This is a genomic window from Deferrivibrio essentukiensis, assembly GCF_020480685.1.
In the GTDB taxonomy this organism is placed as follows: domain Bacteria; phylum Chrysiogenota; class Deferribacteres; order Deferribacterales; family Deferrivibrionaceae; genus Deferrivibrio; species Deferrivibrio essentukiensis.
Genome location: NZ_JAJAFU010000007.1, coordinates 51,045 through 67,625, shown reverse-complemented (window position 1 = coordinate 67,625; position 16,581 = coordinate 51,045). Strand labels below are relative to the sequence as shown.

Below are 16,581 nucleotides of genomic sequence, written 5' to 3'. Positions count from 1 at the left end.
GATGTGTTTATGAAAAAGATTTTTTTAACTTTGATGTTTTTAGCCTTAGCTACTGCTATTTTTGCTCAAACTCTTGCCACAATAAATGGTAAGATTAAAATAGACAGCAGCGAAGTTGACGGTGTATTTGGCAACATGCTAATGAGACAAGGTATTATGCCTTCAAGTCTTAATATGCAGGACCCTCAGGTGGTAGCTCTTAAGAAAAGTATTTTGGAAAATCTTATAAAAAGGGAACTGTTATATATGTCTGCTCAAAACAACGTAAAAGGGGATATAAAAAAATCTGTTGACGCAGAGTATGAAAAAATCAAAAAAACCTTCAAAAATGAACAAGATTTTCAAAAATATCTCAACGATAGAGGATTAACGGAAAAGGAAATTAAAGATAATATCGGTAAAAATATTATTCTTCAGGATTTTGTAAAATCACAATCAGAAAAAGTTAACGTCAGTGATAAGGAAATAAAGGAATATTACGAACAAAATAAAGCACAATTTAAACAGCAAGAGCAGGTAAGAGCGTCCCACATTATTATTTTGACTAATAATAAAGATGAAAAAAAGGCTGAAGAAACTATCAATAAGATTTATAAAGAGATTAAAGGTGGTCTTGACTTTGCCGAAGCTGCAAAAAAATATTCTGAAGATGGCTCAGCTCAGCAAGGTGGAGATTTGGGTTATTTCTCAAGAGGCAAAATGGTGCAAGAGTTTGAAGATGAAGCTTTTAAAATGAACAAAGACGAAATTTCAAAACCTTTTAAGTCAAGATTCGGATATCATATTTTGAAAGTTACTGATAAAAAACCTGAAAAACAACTCACTTATGAAGAAGTAAAAGAAGATGTGAAAAATATTATAGTTTCAGAAAAAACTAAAAAGTTACTTGATGACATAATCGAAAAAAATAGATTATCAGCAAAAATAGAATACGCTAAGTAATCAAAATTCAAAAGGGGTAAATCTTTACCCCTTCCCTTTTAATAGTCTATAATTTTACAACTATTTTACAAAACTTTCACACTTTCTAATCATTTCACTTTTAAAACTTTTATATAAATAGTATTATTTATATAAAAAGAGGTAATTATGAAAAAATTAGAACATGAAATATTGGAAATTAAAGCACAGCTTGCTGAAATGAGTAGCAAAGTAACTCAAATGCTTGAGAAATCTATGCAATCTTTAGTAGAATCAGACACTCCACTTGCAGAAAATGTAATCAAAATGGATGATGAGGTGGACGCCATAGACTCTTTAATCGATGAAAAATGTCTGACAATTCTTGCCCTTTATGAACCTAAAGCTATTGATTTAAGATATATTACAACCGTTTTAAGGATAATTGTTGACTTAGAAAGAATTGGTGACCACTGTGTAGATATCGCCAAAGAGGTTAGAAATATTAACCAATATCCACCCATAAAGCCATATATAGACCTCCCTCGAATGGCAAAAATAACTATGGAAATGATTCAAGCCTCTCTTTCTGCTTTCTTCAATAGGGATGTCACACTCGCTTTAACAACAATCAAACAGGATGATATTATAGATAATTTGCACAAACAGATACTAAGAGAGCTACTGACCTATATTGCGGAAGATATCAGAAAAACAAGTGTGGCAATTTCACTGATGTTTATAGTCAGAAGTATTGAAAGGATTGCTGATCACTCTACAAATATTTGTGAAATGGTTTACTTTATGAATACTGGTAAAAATATAAAACATAAGAATATTAATGAAATAATGGAGAATTATGAGCAGTAAAATACTCATTATAGAAGATGAAGAAGATTTAAGAGAGATTCTCAAATTTAATCTTGAAAAAGAGGGATTTCAAGTAGAAGCAGTCCAAGATGCCAATTACGGACTTATGATACTTGAAGAGTTTATTCCTGATATAATTCTTTTGGACTTAATGCTTCCCGGGCTTAAAGGACAACAATTTTTGAAACTTATCAAAAGCAATTCTATGTTTAGACTTGTACCAGTCATTATAGTTTCTGCTAAAAATTCAGAAACTGATATTGTAAGTGCCCTTGAAAGCGGTGCAGAAGACTTTATTACCAAACCGTTTAGTATAAAAATACTAATAGCAAAGATTAAAGTTATTTTAAAAAGAAAATCTAATATTGACTCTAACATTATTTCCTACTGCGGAATAGAGTTAGATAAATCACTTAGAATTGCAAAAATAGAGAGTGAGCAAATTGAACTTACTTTGAAAGAGTTTGAACTTTTACAACTTCTAATATCCAATCCGAAAAGGGTATTTACCAGAAATCAATTACTTACCAATATATGGGGGTATGATGCTGATGTATACACAAGGACTGTTGATTCCCACATTTCTTCCCTAAGAAAAAAATTAAAAGATAAAGGGGATATAATCAAATCTGTCCCAAAAATCGGTTATAAGGTAGAATAATGAAATCTTTTCTAAAAATTTTTCTTATTATTTCTCTACCTATTTTCCTTGTAACTTTTACGGGATTTTATTTTACTACACAAAAAATTAATAAACTTTCAACTGAACAAATAGAAGCTGAGCTTGAAACTAATTTGTCTCTAATAACAAACGATTTGGATATACACAATTTAAATAAACAAACTTACGAAAAATTAGAAACACTTTATAAAAAATCCCTAATCCGAATTACAATTATTGATAAAAACTCAGGGAAAGTACTCCTTGATAATAGCGTAAAATATGAAGAGATAAAAAATCTCGATAATCACCTCAATAGACCTGAAGTAAAGGCTGCCCTATTAAAAGGGGTCGGAAGCTATCAAAGATATAGCAATACTATTAACAAAAGTCTAATCTACTATGCTAAAATAATCGATGATAAAGTTGTCAGGATAGCTTACCCGTTTGAATTTTTGACAGACTTTTCAAAAAAATTTACCCTACCATTTATAAACTTTATCATCATATTGACACTTGCAATTTTAATAATTGCGCTTTATCTGGCTAAATTAATAAGTGTGCCAGTTCAAAGGCTTGATTATATCGCTAATCATATTGAAAAAGGGGAAAAAGAAATTCATTTTCCCGAGTTTAAAGATAAAACGATGTCAAGAATATCTTCATTAATATACAAAATTTACCATATAATGCTAAATAAACAAAAAGAACTTGCTGACTCCGAGCAAAGACTAAACTTCATACTCTCCATAATGAACGAATCCATATTGCTTTTAAATAATAAAAATGAACTATTACACATAAATGAATCTGGAGTAAAAATGTTTAATATTAAAACATTAAACAAAAACTTACTTAACCTTAGCTCCGATATGGATACAATAAATTTTTTTAGCAAAATCGGTAACCTTCCTGAAAATAATATAGTTGTAGAAAAATATAAAAACCTATTTACAGAGGTATACGTCAAAATAATTGAAAACTATAAGCTGATAGTAATTAAGGATATATCGGAAAAAATTTCATATGAGACATTTAAGACGGAGCTTGTGGGAAACATATCTCACGAACTCAAAACACCTATCGCAATGATTTTAGGCTATGCTGAAACTATTGCAGAAAATAGTGATTTGGATAGACCCACACTAAGCAAATTTTCAAAAAAGATATACGACTCATCAATCAGATTAAACAACCTGATTGATGATATATTAAAAGTGCACAAATTAGAAACAATAGGCGAAAACTTTGCCGTAAGTGAGCCGGTAAACCTTACAATTTTTAAACACGATATAAGTGAATATTACGCAGATTCAGGCAAAGATATTGAATTAAATTTTGATAATGAATCAGTTTATATAGAATATGAACACTTGCAAAGTCTTCTTAAAAATTTACTGGATAATGCTATTAAATATTCAACCGGTAATAAAGTGATTGCTGAAATATCTAAACTTGACAGGAAAATATTGATCAAAGTTTCTGATTTTGGGCCTATTATTCCTGAAAGTGAAAAGGAGCGAATTTTTGAGCGATTTTACACCGGCTCAAAATCGAGAAATAAAGCCAATGCAGGTACAGGGCTTGGTCTTTCTATCGTAAAACATATTACAGAACTATACCACGGAAAAATCAAAGTTGATAAAAACAAATTCCTTGGTAATACATTTGAAATTACATTGTACGAAAAACACAATTAACCTCTTTTAAATTGCAAAATAAATTTTATCCAAATCTACCGGTTATATAATCTTCCGTCTGTTTTAATTTAGGTTTTGTAAAAATTTCATCTGTTTTACCAAATTCTATTAAATTACCCATATAAAAAAATGCAGTAAAATCGGAGACTCTTGCAGCTTGCTGCATACTGTGCGTCACAATAATGATTGTAAAATTATTTTTAAGCTCAAAAATCAAATCCTCTATTTTCTGAGTAGCAATAGGATCAAGTGCTGATGCAGGCTCATCCATAAGGATTATATCAGGTCTCATAGCTATTGCTCTTGCAATACAAAGTCGCTGCTGTTGTCCACCTGAAAGTGCCGTGGCAGGAGCATGTAATCTGTCCTTTACCTCATCCCATAAGAAGGCTTTTTTTAGAGAACTTTCAACAAGTTCATCCATTTCAGCACCTTTATTTGCCATACCGTGTATTTTTGGTCCATAAGCAATATTATCATAAATCGATTTAGGAAAAGGGTTCGGCTTTTGAAACACCATCCCTATCTTTTTTCTCAGCTCTACTACATCTACATCAGCATCATAAATATTTTCATTGTCCAACAAAATTTCACCTTCTACTTTTGTATCATCAATCAGATCATTCATCCTGTTAAGACACCTTAGAAATGTACTTTTGCCGCAGCCGGAAGGCCCAATAAGTGCTGTAACATTATTTTCGTAAAAATTAATATTTATATTTTTAAGTGCCTTAAACTCACCATAATAAAAATTTACATTTGTTGCTGACATCTTAATATTCATATTATTCATCTCCATTTACCACTGTTTTTCATATTTATTTCTAAGCCAAATAGCAATGGCATTTAAAAACAACATTACCGTTAGCAAAACTAAAATGGCAAGTGCGGTCTTTTCCGTAAATGCCCTCAAAGATGCCGTAGACCAATTATAAATCTGTGCCGGCAATACAGTTGTGGACTGAGTAAAGCTTGATGGTGCATCAGGGATATATGCAACCATCCCTACAATAAGAAGTGGAGCTGTCTCGCCGATTGATCTGGCAAGACCTATAATAAAACCAGTCAAAATTCCTGGGATAGCAAGGGGAAGAATGTGATGCCATATGACCTGTAGCTTTGATGCACCTACACCATATGCTGCTTCCCTTATTGAAGGTGGAACTGATTTTATTGCTGCCCTGGCACTAATAACTATCACGGGCAAATTCATGATACCCAAAGTAAGCCCGCCTGCAAGAGCTGAAGACCTTGGTACATGTAAAAAATTTATAAATATAGCAAGTCCCAAAAGACCGTAAATAATTGAAGGGATGGCTGCCAAATTGTTAATATTAACCTCTATTATCCTTGTCAGGAAATTATCTTTTGCATACTCTTCTAAATAAATTGCAGTGGCAATACCGATAGGGACACTTACCAAAATTGTAATAATTACCACATAAATAGTTCCAAACACGGCGGCTTTGATACCAGCTATTTCAGGAAGATTAGAGTCACCGTTTGTGAAAAATCCCCAGTTGAAAAATAGTCTGACTCTCCCCTCCTCTTTTAGCTTATCAATATACTTTTTATCCATATTCTTTAGTCTTGAGGGCTTCCCCTTTAAATATTGATCCACCTCGGAGTCAGCTGTAACCCATTTTTTGAAGGTTTTATTCATCATACCGCTAGAATTTTGAATCATTAGCGGCAATCTTCTTATTTCATCCCGACTAACAAAATAGTATTCGTTCTCAGGAAATGCATAGGAAGGGTCTTCCAAGACTTCAGGAGTAATAGTTATTGTAGTATAAATTTTAGCTTGTCTTAATGCAGAATAACCTTTGCCAATCATATTACCAAAAAATGTAAGCAAAAATAGAAATGAAATCACAAGGGCAATTATTCCATAAAACCTAAAAACCTTTTCCTTAAAATATCTTTTCCTATTTAACTTACTTTGAATATTTTTAACGGACATTAATAACCACCTTAATCGTACTTTTCTCTGAAACGCCTAACGATTTTCATAGAAAATATATTTAAAATCAGAGTTATTAACAACAAGACAAATCCCAAACCAAATGCCGATAAAGTTTCGAGACTGCCAAACTCTTGATCACCTACCAGTGCATCTACAATTCTGACTGTTACCGTTGTCATCCCTTCCAAAGGATTCAATGTAAGATTAGGTCTAAGTCCTGCAGCCATCACTACTATCATTGTTTCCCCTATTGCCCTTGAAACCGCCAGTATAACAGCTGAAAAAATGCCGGGCAATGCAGCGGGCAAAACTACATGCTTTATTGTTTCAGACTTAGTTGTTCCAAGTGCCAATGACCCCTCTCTTAAGCTTTTTGGTACTGCATTTATGACATCATCAGACAAAGAGGAGATATACGGAATTATCATTATCCCCATAACAATCCCCGGGGAAAGTGCATTTGTGTATTCTGCCTTAAGACCTAATGATTCTGCTATTTTGACCACCATAGGGCTTACGGTTATTGCTGCGAAAAAACCGTAAACAACGGTAGGTATCCCAGCCAAAATTTCAAGTAAAGGCTTAACCCTTTTTCTAACATTTTTAGATGCATACTCGGAAAGATATATTGCACTAAAAAGTCCCGAAGGCACAGCTACGAGCATTGCTATCAAAGTAATCATTGCAGTACCGGCAAAAAGTGGAACAGAACCAAATTTTGGTTCAGCAACCATTTCATCACCCCTACCTGCACCACCTAAAAATGCTGTATCAGGCTCCCATTTTGTGCCAAAAATAAAGTCAAATATGTTTACGTTTCTAAAAAATTTCAGGGACTCAAAAAATATTGAAAGCACAATCCCTATCGTAACCAATATTGTAATAACAGCGCATATAAGAAGAATTATATCTATAAACTTTTCCACTTTAGCTCTTGCATTTAATTTAGGACTAATATTTATAAGACTTAATAAAAGACCTACAATCACAAACAAAAAGGTAAAAATATATGTTAAAAAAGGAGGAAAATATAGTAACTTATAAAATGACAAAATTGATAAAATTACATAAAACAAAAAGGCCGGTACACTCATCCACAATAGGCAATACCAGCCATAATAATAAGGTCTTGATTTTAATTCATTTACTGATTCCAAAAGTAAAGCTTTTTTTATGCCCAAATAGTGCCCTACAAAAAGTATCAAAAATATACATATCAAAAATATATAAAAAAATATCTCAGTCATATTACCCCATTAAACTTAAGATTGGGCTGTTTAACCAGCCCAGTTAGTCATTTTATTTTATATCACTTATAGTCAATACTTTTCTACTTTTCCACTCTGCTCTTATTTTTTCCCTGTCAGCCTTTGGCAACGGGATAAGACCTATCCTTTTTAAAACTCCCCTACCGCCAATAATTTTCTCACTTACAAAAAGGTCAACATACTCCTCAATACCAGGTATTTTGCCTAAGTGGTTCTTTTTGACATAAAAATATAGGCTTCTTGATATGGGGTATTTTCCGGAAGATATATTTTCAAAAGTTGGCTCATACCCGTCCACTGTAGCACCTTTTAGTCTGTCACTGTTTTCTTCAAGGAAACTGTATCCAAATATACCGACAGCTTCTTTATCTTTAACAAGCCTTTGAACAATTAAGTTATCATTTTCACCTGCTGGGACATAGACTCCATCAGTCCTAATTTTTGAATACTTTCCACCATATTCTTTTATCTTTTTAGAAGCTTCTTCCAGCGCCAACTCTTCAAAAGCATCTCTTGTACCTGAAGATGTAGGTGGACCATAAATCAAAATTTTTCTTTTAGGCAAATTTGGATTAATTTCATTCCAATACTTATAAGGGTTTTTTACAAGCTTACCATTTGCCGGCACTTCTTCTGCAACAGCAAGCAAAATATCTTTTCTAGAAAGTTTTAAATCACTTGAATCTTTATTTTGAGCCAAAACTATCCCATCAAAACCTATTTTAACTTCAATGGTTTCAATCCCTTTTTCAATATTATTTTTCAACTCTTTCTCTTTGATTCTTCTTGATGAATTGGTTATATCAGGAGTTTTCTCCCCTACCCCTTCACTAAATAATTTATGACCGCCACCTGAACCTGTTGATTCAACCACAGGGGTTTTAAAATTAGTTGTTGCTCCAAATTCTTCAGCAACATAACTCGAAAAAGGGTATACCGTACTGGAGCCAACTATCCTAATCTGATCCCTTGCAGAAGCCACACCTATCACTGTCAAGCAAGCCATAAATACAAGAGCTATTAACAAGCTTTTTTTCATACATTTTCCTCCTTTTTTTATCCTTTTTAGGATAAGGAAGAATAATATTAAATTGTCAGAAAAGTGTAACCTTGATGTAAAATAAATGTAAAATCAGAAATTAAGAGTATAAGTCCTTTCAATTTTCTTATTCAGCATAGAAAGGGAAAAGGTAAGAATAAAATAAAAAAAAGTCACAGTAATCCAAGTCTCGTATGACAAATAGGTTGCTGACATCATCTCCATGCCCTGAAATGTAAGCTCAGGGATAGCTATTACAGAGACAATTGAAGAATCTTTTATTGTTGAAATACACTGGTTACTAAGGGGAGGAATTATTACCTTGGATGCCTGCGGAATAGTTACATATCTTAAAATTTGATATTTTGATAAACCCAATGCTTTGGCAGCCTCCTTTTGTCCTACATCAACAGATTCAATACCTGCCTTAACAATTTCAGCTATATAAGCACTTTCAAATACTGAAAGTGCCAATACCCCGGCAAAAAAGGATGATATCAAATTTGGCGGAGCAAAAAATATTGTTATTATTTCACGAGCTGTTTTTCCCAAATTTCTTATGAAATACTCAACTTCAAACAGTGTGAAAATTTGATCACTTATAAAAAAATAAAATATAAAAATCAGAATTAAAGGTGGGATATTTCTATTTAACTCAACATATATCAAAGAACCAAACCTGAAAAAAGGTCGTTTAAATGACCTGAAAGTACCAAATATAAATCCTAAAATAATACTAAAAATAATAGACCACATACTTAGTTTTAGAGTATAAAATAACCCCTTAGACAAAAGACCAAAATGGTATCCTTTTTCATCTTTATTAATTATATAATCGACTACCCTATGCCATTGCCAGTGGTAGTCTATATAGATATTAATTCTATAAAAAATATAAAAAACAATAAGTATAAGGATAGACAATACCAATATGTCTATCCTTTTAAAGCTAACTTTTTTCATTTATTTCAAAAGTTTCTCCCAATCTTTTGAGTTAAACCAATAATCTTTTCGCTCTTTAAGCCAACCTTCGGACTCTACAATTGTAATCCAGCTGTTGAAATAATTTAAAGTATCCACATCACCCTTTCTTATTGCAAATGCAATAGGCTCTTTTGTAAATGTTTCCTTAAACGGGAGAAAAAGTTTATCACTATGCTCTATCGCTTGAAATGCAGGCATTGGAGCAGAAGCAACTACAGCATGCACGCGACCTGTCAAAAGCTCTTGAATTGCTTGTGATTCATCGTCAAAAAGTTTAAGCTTGGCATTAGGCAAATATTTTTTGACTGCGCTTTCAGCAGTAGTGCCGATTCTCACAGCAATAACAACATCATTTTTATTAAAATCTTCCAATTTATTAAAGCCCTCAGCCTTTTTCTTATGTGCTACGATAGACATACCTGAGTAATCGTAAGGGATAGTAAAATTGACTTTTTTATTCCTTTCAGGCGTAATTCCCATACCTCCGATAATCACATCATACTTACCTGTCAAAAGAGCAGGAATAATTCCTGACCATTTAGTAGGAATAAATTCAACTTTTACCCCCATGTCCTGAGCCAGTCTTTTGGCCACATCAATTTCAAAGCCGATTAGATTTCCATTTTTATCCTGCATCGCCCATGGTACAAAAGTAGACATCCCTACCTTAATATACCCTCTTTTTAAAATCTTCTCTACTGTGCTCTCTTTTGTAAGATTTTCTCTTACAGAGTCAGCATAAGCACTTGCTCCAAACATAATTAGTAATACAATAATAATGCTTAACAGTTTTTTCATATTGCACTCCTTGCGACTTTTTTTGAAAATATTTTAATCCCAGCCGACAATATCACATTTATTATAAGATATATCAAAGCAATTGTAAACCATACTTCAAAGCTCAAGAATGTCTCACTAACTATTGCTTGCCCATAAAGTGTCAACTCATAAACAGAAATCGTACTTATAAGAGATGAATCTTTAATAAGAGAGATACCTTGACTTGCAAGGGGGGGTGCCACATTTTTTAATGCCTGGGGCAAAACAATAAACCGGTACATTTGATATTCAGTTAACCCCAGACTTCTCGCTGCTTCATACTGTCCCAAAGGGATAGAGTTTATCCCGCCTCTTATAATTTCAGATGCATACGCCCCCTCAAATAGGCTTAGTGTAAGTATTGCTGTCACAAACGGCGATATATCAAAAATAGGTGAAATTACAAAGTAATTAAAAAATATTTGAATCAATAACGGAGTATTTCTTATAGTCTCCACATAGAAAGTAGATAAAAATTTCAACATAAAAGAGTTTGATATGCTGAAAAGTGCACTGAAAAGTCCAAATATAAAAGATAAAATCAGACTAATAGCAGATACTTCCAATGTAATAAAGAGACCTTTTATTAAAATACCAAATTCATATCCATTTTCGGTTTCTTTTATTAAATATTCCCAAATACGATAAAATTGCCAGTTATATCCGAGGTTTTCAGATAGATTCCTTAACAGTAAAAATGATGATACTATTATAAATCCTATAAGGAAGAAATCTATAAAGTAAATTTTATATTTTTTAATTTCTCGGTAAATAAACTACCTCAAACTTTGTTATCAACCAAAAATAAAGAATAAGCAGCCAATACTATGCTATGCTTTATCATACCACTTCTTATATAATCTTCCAATTCATTTTTAGTCAGTGTTATCAATTCAATATCCTCAAACATATCCAAATTCAAATCATATTTAAACTCACACCCCTTTGCAAGATAGACATAAGCTTTGTTACTCATAAAGGCAGGGTTAGGATGAATCTCACCTAATAGTTTTATCTCTATTGGTTCAATGCCGGTCTCCTCTCTCAATTCTCTGAGAGCCGCTTTTAATTTATCTTCACCTTTATTAACGGCACCGCCAGGAAATTCATATGTAGTTTCTTCAGTGCCTACTCTAAACTGCTTCACCAAAACAAATTTATCATCAAGTGTTATGGGAATAATGGTAACCCAATCATTAGTATTTACCACAGTAAAGTTCATTGAGGCATTTTCTTTGGCAAAATAAAACTCACGATGTTCCACAGAGAGTACCCTATCAAGATACTCTCTGTGTGTATTTAATTTTTTCCAGTGACTATCCATTGTAGACCATTAGAGTATAATTCCGCTGCCACCTGAACTTTTGCCACCTCCAAGTGGTCCTACATCAGGAATACTGCTTGCAATCTTGATATTGCTTTTAGTTTCCAGATATTTATTAACAAGTTCCTCCGGAACTTTTTGGTATTCATACAAAATATGTTCTTCTTTTATTTCTCCGCCTACCTCCTCTTCAAATGGAAACCCAAAAGGAAGAATTGCAAGCTGAACCCCACCGCCAGCAGGGATTGCCTGAATTTGGACAACATCTTTTAATTTCCCATCCTCTAATTTTCCCATAACTGAGTCACCTGAAACAAGCTTAACAAACTTAATATTTCCATCAACCATAAAGTCCTCCAAATTTATTTTTAGGGTTAATATATTCTATTTTATTAAAATGCAACCCCAAATGGAGATAAATCAAACTTGAATTTTAATAAAATTTTTGTTGACAATACACGAGTTGGTAACTATTAATCTATATACAATCTAAGGGAGGTGCAAAATGGCACATTTTATAACAGACGCTTGTACAAACTGTGGTGTATGTGAAGACGAATGCCCAGTAGGTGCAATCAGCGAAGGTGATGATGCAAGAGTTATTGACCCTGATACTTGCACAGACTGTGGTGCTTGTGTAGAGGTATGCCCAGTTGATGCCATTGAAGCTCAATAATTAATCTTTATAGAATACCTGTATTGTCTTGGCAATACAGGTATTTTTTTGAATACATTTACTACTACCAGGGTAGGATTTGTGAAAATTTTAAAGACACTTAGAGAAGAAATTGATACAATTTTTGAAAGGGACCCCGCGGCCAGAAGCGTATTGGAAGTAATATTTTGTTATCCTGGTTTTCACGCAATACTTTTTCACAGAGTAGCAAACTGGCTTTGGAGAAAAGAATTTTACTTTTTGGGAAGATTTGTATCCCATTTAGGTAGATTTTTTACAGGTATTGAAATCCACCCGGGAGCAAAAATAGGTAAAAATTTCTTTATTGATCACGGTATGGGAGTTGTTATAGGGGAAACTGCGGAAATAGGTGATAACGTTACAATATATCACGGAGTAACACTTGGCGGAGTAAGTCTTAATAAGGGGAAAAGACACCCCACTATAGGGAATAATGTGGTAATCGGCTCAGGGGCTAAAATACTTGGACCTTTTAAAGTGGGTGATAACTCAAAGATAGGCTCAAACTCAGTAGTAGTTAAAGAAGTTCCGCCAAACTCTACAGTTGTAGGAATTCCAGGAAGAATAGTCTCAGGAGATAAAAAGGTTGATTTTGATCATAGCAATCTTCCTGACCCGGTTGCAAAGGCTATAGAATGTATAATTGATAGAGTTGTAAGTATAGAAAAAGAGCTTTTGAATGCTAAGGGGGATACCCAAAATGAAAATAACAACAAAGAGTAGATATGCAATTAGGGCAATTTACGCTCTTTTGGTACTTAATGGGGAAAGTGAACCTGTATCTTTAAAAAAGATTTCAGAATACGAGGATATTTCCTTAAAATATCTTGAGCAAATTTTCTCAAAATTAAAAAAAGCCGGTGTCGTAATGTCTACAAGAGGGATAAGCGGTGGATATATGTTAGCAAAAAAGCCATCAGAAATAACCATCAGACAAGTTATTTATGCAATGGATGGACCAATAAAACCTGTTGATTGTATTGACAATGACGGCTGTACAAAATCATCCGAATGTGCGGTAAATTGGTTGTGGTTTGAATTAAAAAAAGATATTGATATTTTCTTTGAAAAAGTTACTCTCGCTGACTTAAAAAATAAAAATAATTGTTTATAGAGGTAAGTAAATATGGCTATATACTTTGATAATAGTGCAACCACAAGAGTAGATAAAAGAGTTGTAGAGGCTATGCTTCCTTATTTTGAGGATATCTATGGAAACCCTTCAAGCCTGCATTCTCTCGGAAGGACTGCAAGAGAACATCTTGAAAGTGCAAGGGAAAAAGTAGCAAACCTAATATCTGCTGAGCCTGAAGAAATAATATTTACGGCAAGTGGCTCCGAATCGGATAACCTTGCCCTTTTTGGAATTGCCAGAGCTTTAAAAGATAAAGGGAATCACATTATCACCTCAAACATTGAACATAAAGCTATCACTGAGGCTTGTGAAGAGCTTGAAAAAGAAGGCTTTGAAATAACCTATCTTCCTGTAAACAGTTCAGGTCATATAGAAATTGAAGATTTCAAAAAGGCTATAACAGATAAAACAATACTGGCAAGTATTATGCTTGCTAACAATGAAATTGGAACAATTCAGCCCATTAAAGAACTTGCAACTTATGCCAGAGAAAAAAATATTATATTCCATTCAGATGCAGTTCAAGCTGTAGGAAAAATGAAGGTAGATGTATCTGAATTGGGTGTTCATCTTTTAAGCTTTTCCGGTCACAAAATTTATGCACCAAAAGGGATAGGGGTGCTTTATGTTGATAGAGAGTTGAAAGATATTCTAAAACCTATTATTTACGGTGGTCATCATGAGTTTGGGCTTAGAGCCGGCACGGAAAATGTCCCTTATATTGTAGGCATAGGGGAAGCCTGTGAAATAATTTCAAACGAACTTGACAAGGACATAGCTCATATAAAAACATTGAGGGACAGATTTGAGCAAAGGGTAGTCACAGAAATCCCACATTGCTATGTAAATGGTGGTGAGCCAAGAATTTGCAGTGTTTCGAATATCACATTTAAATATATTGAGGGTGAAGCGCTTATGGTCTATGCAGGAGAAATATGCTGCTCTACGGGCTCAGCTTGCTCATCTGACAGTATGGATGCTTCACATGTGCTCAAAGCTATAAATATAAACCCTGTAGATGCTCATGGAGCACTTAGATTTAGCTTAGGGAGATTTAATACATTAGAGGAAGTAGATAAGGCCGTTGAAATTTTAAAAGAAAATGTAGCAAAGCTCAGAGCTATTTCACCACTCTACCAACAAATTCAAAATTCTTAGTGTAAAAGGCGGCAATAGTGTCACATACAAAAAAAGCCGCCTTTTTATCTTTTTTTTACTTTTTTCATTTCGGGACACTTGGGATATTTATCCCCTTTGTAGCTTTATATCTCAAACACAACGGATTTTCAGGAAAAGATATAGGTCTTTTTATAACAGTCATATCCATTATTAAATTTTTATTAACCAACACATGGACTAAAACATATAATAAAATAAAGTCAAAAACAGTATTCGTTATAACAGCAATACTGGTTTCTAATGTCAGTGTCATACTTTTACTCTCAAAAAATTATCTTCTTACATTTTTAACTTTTATAATCTATGCCGTTACAAGAGTAGGTATTTTACCTGTAATGGACCATATTTCTAATGAGTTTTCAAGAGAATCAGGGATAGAGTATGGCAAAATTAGAATGTATGGCTCTATAGGATTTATTTGCTTTACTACCTTTACAGGGCTACTTGTAGATTATTTCAGCATCAATGTTTTCATTACCATGACAATATTAACAGGTTTTTTATCAGCCATAACCATACTTTTTATTAAGCTTGAAAATATTGAGAGAGCTAAGTACAAACAAGATAGTAATAAATTAAGTTTTGATTTCAAAATCATCTTAATTGCAAGTATATTACACTACATTTCATTAACCTTTTTTCATAACTTTTTAAACATTAAGGTTGAATACCTAAATGAATCCCAAACTATTGCCGGGACAATATGGTCTATCGGAATTTTTGCGGAAATATTGCTCATGTTTTTCTCCAATAAACTTTTTAAAAAAATTTCCCCCTTTACACTCTTAATTTTTTCAATGTTTTTAGGTGGTGTGAGATCACTTGTTATTGGATATGCAGAATCTGCTATGGTGCTACTTTTCATAAATACAATTCACGGGTTTGCATTTGGCACATTTCACTTATCAATAATAAGATATATAAAAGATTATATTGCTGCAGAAAGTAGACTCAAAGCACAAAGCTTTTACTCTTCATTAATTTACGGTCTTGGAGCGATATTCGGTTCAATTCTTTCCGGATATCTTTTTGACTTTGTTGGAGTAAACCATATGTTTATGATTGGCAGTATATTTAGTTTTTTTGCTACAATAATTTTGTTATTGTATAGAAAAAAATTTTTGCTAAAATATCAGCTATGAGCAATATAAAAAAGATAGTATCTGAGCTAACCGAAATTTGCGATAAACTGGATATTAAAGTAAGATTTGAAAAAACAAGTGCCAAAGGTGGGCTTTGTAAAGTCAATGATAAGTATATGATTATCATTGACAGAAAAGCTACCGATGAGTACAAGGCAAATGTTATCGCAAGTTCGCTTAAAAAATTTAACCTTGATACCCTACACTTGAAACCAAAAATTCGCGACTTTATAGATAATGTCTAAAGATATCCAAGCAATATTTAAACAACTTGAAATATTTTACAAGAATGAAAATGAGCCATCTGTCACAAAAATAGCTAAAATGTGTAATAACGACCCTTTCAAAGTACTGATTAGTACTATAATATCCCTCAGGACTAAAGATGAAGTAACATTAAAGTCTTCTCTAAATCTTTTTAATCGTGCTGACACACCTGAAAAGATAATACAGATATCTGTTGAAGAAATTGAAAAACTTATTTTCCCAGCCGGATTCTATAGAAAAAAAGCTGTGACAATTAAAGAAATATCTAAAAAGTTAGTTGACGAATACGATTCATTAGTACCTGATAATATCGATGAATTACTGAAATTTAAAGGTATAGGGAGAAAAACAGCTACACTTGTAATGATAGAAGGATTTGGAAAAAAAGAGGTCTGTGTTGATACGCATGTTCACAGGATATCAAACAGAATGGGACTTGTAAAAACAAAATCTCCTAACGAAACAGAAATAGAGCTAAAAAAAATTATTCCTGATAAATATTGGATAAAATTAAATAAAATACTTGTCGTATACGGTCAAAAAATATGCAAACCAATTTCACCCTTATGTTCAAGTTGCTTTATTGATAAGTATTGTGATAAAATTAACATAAAAAATGAGAGGTAATTA

20 protein-coding genes are annotated in these 16,581 nt (G+C 33.0%); 11 read left to right on the top strand and 9 right to left on the bottom strand.

The features are described from left to right. Positions 1 to 9: 9 nt before the first annotated feature. The 4 genes from LF845_RS05355 to LF845_RS05340 all read left to right on the top strand — a co-directional run bounded on the left by LF845_RS05355 (position 10) and on the right by LF845_RS05340 (position 4,131). The gene (locus LF845_RS05355; RefSeq protein ID WP_242819974.1) at positions 10 to 942 is read left to right on the top strand and encodes a peptidylprolyl isomerase; all 933 of its coding nucleotides are present in this window, start codon (positions 10 to 12) and stop codon (positions 940 to 942) included. A gap of 147 nt (positions 943 to 1,089) precedes the next feature. Further along, positions 1,090 to 1,770, top strand: coding sequence for a phosphate signaling complex protein PhoU (gene phoU, locus LF845_RS05350; protein WP_242819973.1), 681 nt, complete (start codon positions 1,090 to 1,092; stop codon positions 1,768 to 1,770). Further along, positions 1,760 to 2,431, top strand: coding sequence for a response regulator transcription factor (locus tag LF845_RS05345; RefSeq protein ID WP_242819972.1), 672 nt, complete (start codon positions 1,760 to 1,762; stop codon positions 2,429 to 2,431). Before phoU ends, LF845_RS05345 begins: the two co-directional genes overlap by 11 nt. Next, on the top strand, positions 2,431 to 4,131 hold the full coding sequence (locus LF845_RS05340; RefSeq protein ID WP_242819971.1) for a sensor histidine kinase: 1,701 nt from the start codon (positions 2,431 to 2,433) through the stop codon (positions 4,129 to 4,131). The genes LF845_RS05345 and LF845_RS05340 overlap by 1 nt, the downstream gene beginning before the upstream one ends. Positions 4,132 to 4,156: 25 nt before the next feature. On the opposite strand, the gene pstB is transcribed toward LF845_RS05340, so the two are convergent. From pstB to LF845_RS05295, 9 genes are all read right to left on the bottom strand, one after another. Then, positions 4,157 to 4,930, bottom strand: a complete 774-nt coding sequence (gene pstB / locus LF845_RS05335) for a phosphate ABC transporter ATP-binding protein PstB (RefSeq protein WP_423220572.1) — start codon at positions 4,928 to 4,930, stop codon at positions 4,157 to 4,159. Further along, complete coding sequence (pstA, locus tag LF845_RS05330) at positions 4,931 to 6,094, bottom strand: phosphate ABC transporter permease PstA (RefSeq protein WP_242819969.1); 1,164 nt, start codon at positions 6,092 to 6,094, stop codon at positions 4,931 to 4,933. It lies immediately after the preceding gene. A gap of 11 nt (positions 6,095 to 6,105) precedes the next feature. After that, the gene (gene pstC, locus LF845_RS05325) at positions 6,106 to 7,344 is read right to left on the bottom strand and encodes a phosphate ABC transporter permease subunit PstC (protein ID WP_242819968.1); all 1,239 of its coding nucleotides are present in this window, start codon (positions 7,342 to 7,344) and stop codon (positions 6,106 to 6,108) included. Between the two features lie 52 nt (positions 7,345 to 7,396). Beyond that, entirely contained in the window at positions 7,397 to 8,404 is a 1,008-nt protein-coding gene (locus LF845_RS05320; protein WP_242819967.1) for a PstS family phosphate ABC transporter substrate-binding protein, read from the bottom strand. Positions 8,405 to 8,497: 93 nt separating this feature from the next. Next, the gene (locus LF845_RS05315) at positions 8,498 to 9,367 is read right to left on the bottom strand and encodes an amino acid ABC transporter permease (protein ID WP_242819966.1); all 870 of its coding nucleotides are present in this window, start codon (positions 9,365 to 9,367) and stop codon (positions 8,498 to 8,500) included. Then, positions 9,368 to 10,186, bottom strand: a complete 819-nt coding sequence (locus LF845_RS05310; RefSeq protein ID WP_242819965.1) for a transporter substrate-binding domain-containing protein — start codon at positions 10,184 to 10,186, stop codon at positions 9,368 to 9,370. After that, complete coding sequence (locus LF845_RS05305; protein ID WP_341352895.1) at positions 10,183 to 10,794, bottom strand: amino acid ABC transporter permease; 612 nt, start codon at positions 10,792 to 10,794, stop codon at positions 10,183 to 10,185. Before LF845_RS05305 ends, LF845_RS05310 begins: the two co-directional genes overlap by 4 nt. Positions 10,795 to 10,988: 194 nt before the next feature. Beyond that, complete coding sequence (locus tag LF845_RS05300) at positions 10,989 to 11,531, bottom strand: NUDIX hydrolase (RefSeq protein WP_242819963.1); 543 nt, start codon at positions 11,529 to 11,531, stop codon at positions 10,989 to 10,991. 9 nt (positions 11,532 to 11,540) lie between these two features. After that, positions 11,541 to 11,879, bottom strand: a complete 339-nt coding sequence (locus LF845_RS05295) for a hypothetical protein (protein ID WP_242819962.1) — start codon at positions 11,877 to 11,879, stop codon at positions 11,541 to 11,543. Positions 11,880 to 12,036: 157 nt separating this feature from the next. Here LF845_RS05295 and LF845_RS05290 point away from each other — a divergent pair, with 157 nt between their 5' ends. From LF845_RS05290 to LF845_RS05260, 7 genes are all read left to right on the top strand, one after another. Then, positions 12,037 to 12,207 carry a 4Fe-4S binding protein gene (locus LF845_RS05290; RefSeq protein ID WP_242819961.1) on the top strand — a complete coding sequence of 57 codons (171 nt, stop codon included), beginning with the start codon at positions 12,037 to 12,039 and terminating at the stop codon, positions 12,205 to 12,207. Between the two features lie 87 nt (positions 12,208 to 12,294). Then, a complete protein-coding gene (cysE, locus tag LF845_RS05285; RefSeq protein WP_242819987.1) occupies positions 12,295 to 12,951 on the top strand; it encodes a serine O-acetyltransferase in 657 nt (218 codons plus the stop codon). Further along, entirely contained in the window at positions 12,929 to 13,342 is a 414-nt protein-coding gene (locus tag LF845_RS05280; protein WP_242819960.1) for an RrF2 family transcriptional regulator, read from the top strand. The genes cysE and LF845_RS05280 overlap by 23 nt, the downstream gene beginning before the upstream one ends. Positions 13,343 to 13,354: 12 nt before the next feature. Continuing rightward, positions 13,355 to 14,521 carry a cysteine desulfurase family protein gene (locus tag LF845_RS05275; RefSeq protein WP_242819959.1) on the top strand — a complete coding sequence of 389 codons (1,167 nt, stop codon included), beginning with the start codon at positions 13,355 to 13,357 and terminating at the stop codon, positions 14,519 to 14,521. Between the two features lie 17 nt (positions 14,522 to 14,538). Continuing rightward, on the top strand, positions 14,539 to 15,684 hold the full coding sequence (locus LF845_RS05270; protein WP_242819958.1) for an MFS transporter: 1,146 nt from the start codon (positions 14,539 to 14,541) through the stop codon (positions 15,682 to 15,684). Beyond that, positions 15,681 to 15,929, top strand: a complete 249-nt coding sequence (locus LF845_RS05265; protein ID WP_242819957.1) for a hypothetical protein — start codon at positions 15,681 to 15,683, stop codon at positions 15,927 to 15,929. The genes LF845_RS05270 and LF845_RS05265 overlap by 4 nt, the downstream gene beginning before the upstream one ends. After that, complete coding sequence (locus tag LF845_RS05260; protein ID WP_242819956.1) at positions 15,922 to 16,578, top strand: endonuclease III domain-containing protein; 657 nt, start codon at positions 15,922 to 15,924, stop codon at positions 16,576 to 16,578. Before LF845_RS05265 ends, LF845_RS05260 begins: the two co-directional genes overlap by 8 nt. Positions 16,579 to 16,581: the final 3 nt, after the last annotated feature.